The 9267-nt window shown below is 64.0% G+C and carries 10 protein-coding genes; 2 read left to right on the top strand and 8 right to left on the bottom strand.

Translation table 11 applies throughout. The annotated features are described in order from the left end of the window. Window positions 1-154 precede the first annotated feature (154 nt). The 3 genes from thpR to E4O92_RS07370 all read right to left on the bottom strand — a co-directional run bounded on the left by thpR (window position 155) and on the right by E4O92_RS07370 (window position 2111). A complete protein-coding gene (thpR, locus tag E4O92_RS07380; RefSeq protein ID WP_135189114.1) occupies window positions 155-670 on the bottom strand; it encodes an RNA 2',3'-cyclic phosphodiesterase in 516 nt (171 codons plus the stop codon). Between the two features lie 10 nt (window positions 671-680). Beyond that, the gene (panB, locus tag E4O92_RS07375; RefSeq protein ID WP_135189113.1) at window positions 681-1538 is read right to left on the bottom strand and encodes a 3-methyl-2-oxobutanoate hydroxymethyltransferase; all 858 of its coding nucleotides are present in this window, start codon (window positions 1536-1538) and stop codon (window positions 681-683) included. A 102-nt stretch (window positions 1539-1640) separates the two neighbouring features. Beyond that, entirely contained in the window at window positions 1641-2111 is a 471-nt protein-coding gene (locus E4O92_RS07370; protein WP_135189112.1) for a GNAT family N-acetyltransferase, read from the bottom strand. 276 nt (window positions 2112-2387) lie between these two features. On the opposite strand from E4O92_RS07370, the gene E4O92_RS07365 reads away from it, so the two are divergent. Further along, window positions 2388-3626 (top strand): anion transporter, encoded by a 1239-nt coding sequence (locus tag E4O92_RS07365; RefSeq protein ID WP_135189111.1) that lies wholly within the window; start codon window positions 2388-2390, stop codon window positions 3624-3626. A gap of 45 nt (window positions 3627-3671) precedes the next feature. Here the strand turns inward: E4O92_RS07365 and folK are convergent, their stop codons facing one another. The 5 genes from folK to E4O92_RS07340 are packed head-to-tail and all read right to left on the bottom strand — an operon-like array spanning window position 3672 to window position 7985. Continuing rightward, window positions 3672-4145 (bottom strand): 2-amino-4-hydroxy-6-hydroxymethyldihydropteridine diphosphokinase, encoded by a 474-nt coding sequence (gene folK / locus E4O92_RS07360; RefSeq protein ID WP_135189110.1) that lies wholly within the window; start codon window positions 4143-4145, stop codon window positions 3672-3674. Next, window positions 4142-5521 carry a polynucleotide adenylyltransferase PcnB gene (gene pcnB / locus E4O92_RS07355; RefSeq protein WP_135189109.1) on the bottom strand — a complete coding sequence of 460 codons (1380 nt, stop codon included), beginning with the start codon at window positions 5519-5521 and terminating at the stop codon, window positions 4142-4144. Before pcnB ends, folK begins: the two co-directional genes overlap by 4 nt. Then, window positions 5514-6188 carry a histidinol-phosphatase gene (locus tag E4O92_RS07350; RefSeq protein WP_135189108.1) on the bottom strand — a complete coding sequence of 225 codons (675 nt, stop codon included), beginning with the start codon at window positions 6186-6188 and terminating at the stop codon, window positions 5514-5516. Before E4O92_RS07350 ends, pcnB begins: the two co-directional genes overlap by 8 nt. Further along, on the bottom strand, window positions 6185-6868 hold the full coding sequence (gene hda, locus E4O92_RS07345) for a DnaA regulatory inactivator Hda (protein WP_135189107.1): 684 nt from the start codon (window positions 6866-6868) through the stop codon (window positions 6185-6187). The genes E4O92_RS07350 and hda overlap by 4 nt, the downstream gene beginning before the upstream one ends. A 34-nt stretch (window positions 6869-6902) precedes the next feature. Continuing rightward, window positions 6903-7985 carry an AI-2E family transporter gene (locus E4O92_RS07340; protein ID WP_135189106.1) on the bottom strand — a complete coding sequence of 361 codons (1083 nt, stop codon included), beginning with the start codon at window positions 7983-7985 and terminating at the stop codon, window positions 6903-6905. 114 nt (window positions 7986-8099) lie between these two features. Between E4O92_RS07340 and purM the strand changes: the two genes are divergently transcribed. Next, window positions 8100-9143, top strand: a complete 1044-nt coding sequence (gene purM / locus E4O92_RS07335; RefSeq protein ID WP_135189105.1) for a phosphoribosylformylglycinamidine cyclo-ligase — start codon at window positions 8100-8102, stop codon at window positions 9141-9143. The last annotated feature ends 124 nt before the right edge of the window (window positions 9144-9267 follow it).

The following is a 9267-nucleotide window of genomic DNA, read 5'->3' as shown; positions in this document are numbered from 1 at the left end:
ATTCTTTCATGCGCCGGGGTGGCACGCTCTGCAATGACCGTTAGGGTGCGCACCCCGTGCGCACGCGGTCGCAAACTCTGCTCAACGGTACCGCGTGCGCACAGGTCCTCGCAGGCCGCGCGCCCCCTACGCCTTCTTTAACAGAGGTGGTAGCTCACGTGTAGTACTTCAGGACAGCATAACCGCCATTCCCGGGACGCGATTCCACCAAGGCATAGCGTTGGATTTCCCAGTCAATCAGCGGCCCATCCGTCGGAGCAATCGCATTCGGTGCGCGCCGCGACATCGTCACGTGCGGCCGATACTTGCGCTCTTCAGGCAATAACCCAAGCGCGACAAGCGCCTGCGCCAAATCCGCGTGCAGCTGCAACAGTTCGTCCGGTTCCATATGCGGCTCCAGCACCGCGATCCCATGCGGCCACAGCTTGGCTTGGCCCAGTGACAGCCGGAATGGCGCGAACGGCACCGCGAGCCCCTGCATGATTTCCGGCACGCGCTCGCTCGGCTGGTTGCCGAGGAAGTGCAGCGTCACATGCAGTTTGTCGTCCGGCACGCTCGCCGCGCCCTGCGGCCAGCGCCAGGCATCGCGCCACTGGGCAAGCTGGTCGCGGATGCCCTGTTCCGGCCACAGGGCAAGGAACAGGCGGGTGGTGGCTGGCTTGCCGCTCATGGGAAGGAGGTCAGAAGCAGTGTTCCTGGCTGGGGAAGCTGCCGTCCTTGACGGCCGCAACATAGGCGCTGACCGCGCCTTCGATATTGCTCTGGCCGTCCATGAAGTTCTTCACGAAGCGCGCCTTGCGTCCGGGGAACACGCCCAGCATGTCGTGCATCACCAGCACCTGGCCCGAGCAGTCGGGGCCGGCGCCAATGCCGATGGTCGGGATGTGCAGCAGTTCGGTCACTTCCTTGCCCAGCGACGCGGGAACAGCCTCGATCACGATCAGGGCCGCGCCGGCAGCCTGCAGGGCCAGCGCGTCGGACTTCAGTTGGCCAGCCGTCGCATCGGTCTTGCCCTGCACCTTGTAGCCGCCCAGCTGGTGCACGAACTGCGGGGTCAGGCCGACGTGGGCGCATACCGGAATGCCGCGTTCGGTGAGGAAGCGCACCGTCTCGGCCAGCCAGGCTCCGCCTTCGATCTTGACCATTTGCGCGCCAGCTTGCATCAGCTTGACCGCGTTGTCGTGCGCGGCTTGCGGCGTCGTGTAGCTCCCGAACGGCATGTCGGCGAGCACCAGGGCGGTCTTGTTGCCGCGCGCGACAGAGGCCGTGTGGTAGGCCACGTCGGCCACCGTGACCGGCAGGGTCGAGGGGTAGCCGGCGCACACCATGCCGAGCGAATCGCCGATCAGCAGCACCTCGACCCCGCAACGGTCCATCAGGGCCGCGAAGCTCGCGTCGTAGCAGGTGAGCATGGCGATCTTGTTGCCGGCGGCGCGCATCGCGAGCAGCGCGGGGGCGGTCACGGCTTTTACGACCGGAATTGCCGGTGCCTGCTTCTCGTTGCCAGCCATGTCCTTGCCCTGCAGATATCCGCTCATAGTAATCCTTCTGAAATCAAAAAATGCTGACGCGCTAGTGTAATGCTACGTACAAAATCCTGCTGGAAGTGGGCGACCGGCGAGGGCAACCGGCGAGGGCTATCAGGATCGGCGTTCCATCGTAGCGATCTCGATCCGCACTGGACTGTTACCACGTGAGAAATAGCCGCTGCCGGTCACTCGGAACTGGAATTTCTCGTAGAACGGAACGGCATTGCGCGTGGCCTCGATGTGGATCGTAGCTACCTCGCGTGCTTCAAGCGCGGCGATGGCTGTTTGCAGCAATCGCGTACCCACTCCGCGGGCCGCGTGGTCGCCGGCAACGAACAACTTGGACACCTCGGCCCCCTCGATTTCCACGAACCCGAGCACGCCGGTATCTTCGGCAAGCCAGAGGTCGCCACGGATGATGGCCTCGAGATAGCCCTCCGGTGCACGTCCGTCGAGCCACATGGCAATCTGCTCCGGCGCATAATGCGCACGGCACAGCCGCTCCACCGAATTGCGATGGATCTGGTAGAGGGCAACGGTATCGGCCGGGGTGGCCAGGCGGATGCAATATTCGTTGGACATGGAACGGTTCCTCATGCGCGCTCAAATGATTGAGCTTCCGGGCGATCAGACAACCGGCCCCCAGCTTGCCAGCGCCGCGATCAGGCGGGGTGTCAATCCAGCCCGGTGATGGCGTTAGCGCCAATCCGATTCGCGGGTACCTGCAGCAGCACATGCAAGTAAAATACTGGCGGGCATGATTGTTGAGTTTTGCTAAGATGGACAAAGCTTACATGGAAAATGCCAACGACACACTCTTAGCTGCAGGGTAGGTCTGCTTCGGCTAGCGATACCACAATGGCCACGACTATCCTCATCATCTTTTTCATCGTCTATCTCGGCATGATCCTTGGAGGTCTGCCATTTCTGCAACTTGACCGGACCGGCGTCGCGCTTCTCGGGGCCATTGCGCTCATTAGCATCAATGCTCTGAGCCTGGAAGAGGCGGTGGCAGCTATCCATTTGCCCACACTGATCTTGCTGTTTGCCTTCATGGTGGTATCGGCGCAGATGCGACTTGGGGGATTCTATGACTGGATAACCCGCAAGCTGGCTGGGTTGTCACTGAGTCCTTCCGGGCTGTTGGCTGTGCTGATCGTCGTCACTGCTGCGCTGTCAGCCGTGTTCAGCAACGATATTGTTTGCCTGGCCATCGCTCCGGTGCTGATCGATGCCTGCAAGAAGCGTCAGCTTGCCCCGGTTCCCTTCCTGCTGGCGCTAGCCTGTGCCGCCAACATCGGCTCTGCCGCGACACTGATCGGCAATCCACAGAACATGCTGATCGGCCAAACGCTGCAATTGCCTTTTGACGGCTACTTCTTGGAAGCAGTTATTCCAGTTGGGTTGGGGCTGCTCACAAGTTGGGGACTGATTGTTTGGCAGACCGGTGGACGTTGGAGAGAGGCTGATGATGTTGTGGCAAACGCCGCAGGCGCTCCTGAGCCGCAAACCGAGAAAGTACCATTCGATGCCTGGCAAACGACTAAGGGACTGGTTATTGCTGTCGTGCTGTTGGTGGCGTTTCTTGTGGCGCCGTGGCCTAGAGAGCACATGGCGCTTATTGGCGCGGGCGTTTTGTTGATGAGTCGTCAGTTACATTCTCGGAAGATGCTGGGGCTGGTAGATTGGGAGTTACTAGTGTTGTTCATGAGCCTTTTCGTGGTGAACCATGCACTTCAGCGCACAGGGATAACCGCACACGCCATCAATTACCTCGCCACTCTCGGCGTGCGACTGGATCAGCCAAGTTCGTTGTTCGTCGCCACTTTTCTGCTTTCCAACCTTGTCTCTAACGTCCCCGCCGTGATGCTGCTATTACCCGTTGTCCACCATGAGATGGGCGGTGTGCTGCTTGCATTGGTCAGCACGCTATCCGGTAATTTGTTGATTGTAGGAAGCATCGCAAACATCATCGTTGTGGATGCTGCAGCCAGGCGTGGCATTGCCATCGATTGGAGACGCCATGCCCGCGTCGGGTTGCCGGTCACCCTAACGACCTTGGCTGTCTCTGGCGCCTACTTGGCACTTCGCTTTTAGTTCGGAAGGTGGAAAGCGGGCTGGGCGATGACAGGAACCTGTATGTCAATCCAGCCTGGTTATGGCCTGGTGCGCGACGGCGGCGGCAAATTCGCGCGCCCGGCCTTTGCCGGGTACGTCGACATCCGGTGCGATTTCGAGCAGCGGCACCAGCACGAACGCGCGCTCGAGCATGCGCGGGTGCGGCACCGTCAGGCTGGGGGTGTCGATCACCTGGTCGCCGTACAGCAGCAGGTCGAGGTCGAGGGTGCGCGGGGCATTGCGGTACGGCCGTTCGCGGCCGTTCGCCTGTTCGATCTCGAACAGCGCCGCCAGCAGTTCGTGCGGCGGCAGTTCGGTGGAAAGGCAAGCCACGGCATTGATGTAATCGTCGCCGGAGGAGTCGATCGGCGCGGTGCGGTAGCTGCTGGAAGCCCGTACCAGGCGGGTACCTGGCAGGCGCGCCAGCCGCGCCAGCGCATCCTTGACGTTGGCGCGGGCGTCGCCCAGGTTGGCGCCGATGCCAATGTAGGCGATCATTCCTCGCCGGGCGCCGCGGTGGCCGGGGCCGCAGCCGCTTCGCCATTGCCGCGGCGCGGTCCGCGGCGTGACGGGCGCTTCTTCCTGGGGCCGGCCGGGGTATCGCGCGACACGCTGATCAGGCGCTCGCGTTCGGCGGAATCGCCTTCCGCAAACGCGGTCCACCAGTCGCCCAGCTCCTTGTCCAGTTCACCCGATTCGCAGCGCAGCAGCAGGAAGTCGTAGCCGGCGCGGAAGCGTGGGTTTTCCAGCAGCTTGAACGGCGTCTTGCCGGTACGGCGCTCGAAGCGCGGCTGCATGGCCCAGATGTCGCGCATGTCGGTCGCGATGCGGCGCTGCAGGGCAAGGTTCTCGGTCTGCGCGTCGAGCACGTCGTCGGCCGCCAGGTGCAGTGCGGGAATCGGCGACTCGCCGGCGGCGCGGTAGGCGTTCCACTTTTCCAGCACCTGGTGCCACAGCAGCGACGCGAACAGGAAGCCGGGCGAGACGCCCTTGCCGGCCTTGACCCGGTTGTCGGTCGACTCCAGCGCCAGCGTTACGAACTTCATGCCGATCGGCTGTTCGAGCACGGCGTCGAGCAAGGGCAAGAGGCCGTGGTGCAGGCCGGCGCCGCGCAGCTCCTGCAGGCAGCCCAGCGCGTGGCCGCTCATCAGGAGCTTGAGCATCTCGTCGAAGATGCGCGCGGCCGGCACGTTGTTGATCAAAGGGGCCATCACCGGGATCGGCGCGCGCGTGCTGGCCTCGATGGTGAAGTGCAGCTTGGCCGCAAAGCGCACCACGCGCAGCATGCGCACCGGGTCTTCGCGGAAGCGCGCTTCCGGCTGGCCGATGATGCGCAGGACCTTGCCGCGGATGTCGCTGATGCCGCCGTGGTAGTCGAGCACCGTGCCGGTGGCCGGGTCGTAGTACATGGCGTTGATGGTGAAGTCGCGCCGCGCCGCATCTTCGTGCTGCGGGCCGAAGTTATTGTCGCGCAGGACGCGGCCATGCTCGTCCTTGGGCGCGTTGTTGCTGCCGTTGCCGCGGAAGGTCGTCACTTCCAGCAGCTCCTGGCCGAACATCACGTGCACGATCTGGAACCGGCGGCCGATGATGAAGGCGCGCCGGAACAGGCGCTTGACCTGCTCGGGCGTGGCGTCGGTGGCGATGTCGAAGTCTTTCGGCTTCACGCCCAAGAGCAGGTCGCGCACCGCTCCGCCGACCACGAAGGCTTTGAAACCCGCTTCCTGCAGGGTCTGGGTGACACGGATGGCGTTGGCCGAGACGAGCTTGAGGTCGATGCCGTGTTCGGCAGGGCCGAGGATTACAGGCTCGCTCGGATCGCGCGCGGACTGGTCTTTCACACCAAGGATCTTACGGATAAATTTTTTAATCATTGAACAGATGGAGTAAAGGCCAGCCGAGGGCGGTTGCGTGCTTGGTCAGCGCGGCGTTCGGATTGGTCGCCACCGGATGGGAGACGACCGACAGCAGTGGGATGTCGTTGTGCGAGTCACTGTAGAAGTGGCTGCGCTCGAACGCATCGAACGGCTGGCCCAGCTGGTCTAGCCATGCGTGCATGTGTGTCACCTTGCCCGGGCCCGAGGTATGCGCACCGAGCAGCTTGCCGGTCAGGTTGCCGTGCGCGTCGGTTTCGGGCATGGCGGCGATCAGGTGCTCCACGCCGAATTCGCGCGCGATCGGCTCGGTGATGAAGCGGTTGGTGGCGGTGATGATCGCGACCAGGTCGCCTTGATCGGCGTGGCGCTGCACGAGTTCGCGTGCGCGTGGACGAATCGCCGGCCGGATTACTTCATGCATGAACTGGCCGTGCATCGCGTCCAGCTCGCGGCGCGGAAAGCGCGCCAGCGTGCCGAGCGCGAATTCGAGGTACTCGACCGGGTCGAGCGTGCCGGCCTGGTACTGGGCGAAGAAGGCGTCATTGGCGCGGCGGAATTCGCCTTCGTCGACGGCGCCGGTGCGCACCAAAAATTCACCCCATTCGTAATCCGAATCGATCGGAAGCAGGGTGTGGTCGAGGTCAAACAGCGCGAGGTTTTTCATTCTTTCGGTTCGGGGGGAGGGTTCCCTTGCAACAGCAGGTCGCGCAGCAGCGGCAGCGTGACCGGCCGCTGGGTCTCGAGGGAGTACTGATCGAGCGCATCGAGCATCGTCGACAGGGAGCGCATGTCGCGCTTGAAATGGGACAGCAAATAGGGTAACACGCTGGCCGACAGCGTCAAACCGCGCGCCTCGGCGGCCTGGGTGAGGGCGGCGATCTTCTGGTCGTCCGACAGGCCGCGGATCTGGTAGACCAGGCCCCAGCCCATGCGTGTGCGCAGGTCTTCGCGCAGCGGCAACACGGCCGGCGGCACCGGGCCGGTCGCGACCATGTAGGCGCCGTGTTCGCGCACCTGGTTAAACAGCGCGAACGCGTCGATCTGGCGCGCGGCCGGCAGGCGGTCGACATCGTCCACCAGGTACAGGCTGACCTCGGGCGCAAAGACGAACTGGGCTTCGGGCGCATCGGACGCGATGTAGCGCGCGCCGGGCGTGGCCGCCAGCGCCTGCAGCAGGTGCGACTTGCCAGCGCCGGTCTCGCCCCACAGGTAGCAGAAATGCTCGCGCGAAGCGCGCTGCGCGAACTGGTGCATCAGGTGCGCCAGTTCGGTATTTTCGCCCACCTGGAAGGTGTCGAGGCTCTGCGCCGGGTCGGCGCCTAAATCGAGCACCAGCTGTTTCATGGCGTGGGTCTCATGCTAAAAATATCATATTGCATCAGGCATTATAGAAGCTGCTACGCAGATAGTGGTGTTTCAGGTGGCGGAAAGCCACCATCAGCACCGCCGACGCGGGCAGCGCCAGCAGCACGCCGGCAAAGCCGAACAGCTGGCCGAACGCGAGCAGGGCGAAGATCACCGCCAGGGGATTCAAGCCAATGCGCTCGCCCACCAGGCGCGGGGTGAGGAAGAACCCTTCGATGAGCTGGCCGGCGCCGTAGATCACCGCCACGTAGATGAGGCCAGTCAGGCCCGGGAATTGCAGGACGGCCGCGATCAGGGCCAGCGCCAGTCCGAGGCCAAAGCCGAGGTACGGGATGAACACCAGCAGCCCGGTGAGGAGGCCAACCGGCAGCGCCACGTCAAAGCCGGCCAGCGCCAGCGTGGCCGAGTAGTACACCGCCAGCACCAGCATCACCAGGAGCTGGCCGCGCAGGTACTGGGCCAGCAGGTCGTTCACTTCGCGCGCCATGGACACCACCGGGTCGACCCAGCGGCGCGGAATGGCGCCCTGGACTAGGGCCAGCATGCGGTGCCAGTCGAGCAGCAGGTAGAACAGCGCCACCGGGACCAGGACCAGGCTCGCGATCCAGCCCAAGAGGGCGCTGCCGCCAACCCGGGCACTGGCCAGCACCCAGGTCCAGAGCTCGTCGCCGCCGGTGGCCATCTGCTGGGTCAGCAGGGTGCGGATGCCCGAGCCGTCGAGCTTGATGTTGATGCCGAACTGCGCCAGGCGCGGCGCCACCAGCGCGTCGACCTTGGCCAGGAAAGCGGGAATCTGCGCCAGCAGCAGCGGCAGTTCCTTGCGCAGCACCGGGATCACGATCAGGGCCAGCGCGCCGCCGGCGGCCACGAACACCAGCAGGACCAGCACCACGGCCAGCGCGCGCGGCATGGCCCAGCGCCGGATGCGCAGGCGGCACAGGTGGTCGACGGGGCCGCTCAAGGCATAGGCGAGGATGGCGGCGGCGAGAAAGGGGGCGAGCACCGGACCGAGCAGATACAGCAAACCCGCCAACGCCAGCCAGAGTGCCAACCAGAAGGTCGATTGTTTTTGCTCCGGGGTGAGGAAAAATGGCATTCTAGTTATTGTTGTCTCTGTTGATCGGCGTCGGTGCGGGCCGTTTGCTAGAATAGCGGACTAGCCAGATTTTGGCGTTCGCTTTCTATTTTACCGCCTCCGCTGCCAAATACCATGAGCCAACCATCCAATGTTTCCCTTTCCTACCGCGATGCCGGGGTCGATATCGACGCCGGCGACGCCCTGGTCGAAGCGATCAAGCCGTTCGCCAAGCGCACGATGCGCGAAGGCGTGCTGGGCGGCATCGGCGGCTTTGGCGCGCTGTTTGAGATCAGCAAGAAGTACAAGGAACCGGTGCTGGTGTCCGGTACGGACGGCGTGGGCACCAAGCTCAAGCTGGCGTTCGAGCTGAACCGCCACGACACGGTCGGCATCGACCTGGTGGCGATGAGCGTCAACGACATCCTGGTGCAGGGCGCCGAGCCGCTGTTCTTCCTCGACTACTTCGCCTGCGGCAAGCTCGACGTGCCGACCGCGACCGACGTGGTCAAGGGCATCGCCGCCGGCTGTGAACAGGCCGGCTGCGCGCTGATCGGCGGCGAGACCGCCGAGATGCCGAGCATGTACCCGGACGGCGAATACGACCTGGCCGGCTTTGCCGTCGGCGCGGTCGAGAAGTCGCAGATCATCGACGGCAGCAAGATTGCGCCGGGCGACGTGGTGCTGGGCCTGGCGTCGTCGGGCGCGCATTCGAACGGCTACTCGCTGGTACGCAAGATCATCGAAGTGGCCAAGCCGGACCTGAACGCCGACTTCCATGGCCGCAAGCTGGCAGACGTGCTGATGGCGCCGACCCGCATCTATGTCAAGCCGCTGCTGGCGCTGATGCAATCGATGGAAGTGAAGGGCCTGGTGCACATCACCGGCGGCGGCCTGGTCGAGAACATCCCGCGCGTGCTGGGCGATAACCTGACCGCCGTGCTCGATGCGAAGTCGTGGCCGCTGCCGCCGCTGTTCCAGTGGCTGCAGCAGCATGGTGGCGTGGCGGACGCCGAGATGCATCGCGTATTCAACTGTGGCATTGGCATGACCGTGATCGTGTCCAAGGAAAACGCGGACGCGGCATTCGCCCAGCTGCAGGCGGCCGGCGAGACCGTGTACCGCATTGGCGAAATCCGCGCGCGCAAGGAAGGCGAGGCGCAGACGATCGTGCAGTAATCGACTTCGTCATCGGCAAAACGGGCGCCTCTCGGGGCGCCCGTTTTGTTTTGAAAAGCCGCAGTGCATGACCCGTAGGGGGCGCGCGGCCGGCGAGGACCGGTGCGCACGCGGTCACCGCATG

It is taken from the genome of Massilia horti (genome assembly GCF_004614195.1).
Lineage (GTDB): Bacteria > Pseudomonadota > Gammaproteobacteria > Burkholderiales > Burkholderiaceae_D > Telluria > Telluria horti.
The sequence above is the reverse complement of the archived record's forward strand: the minus strand, read 5'-3'. Positions and strand labels throughout refer to the sequence as shown.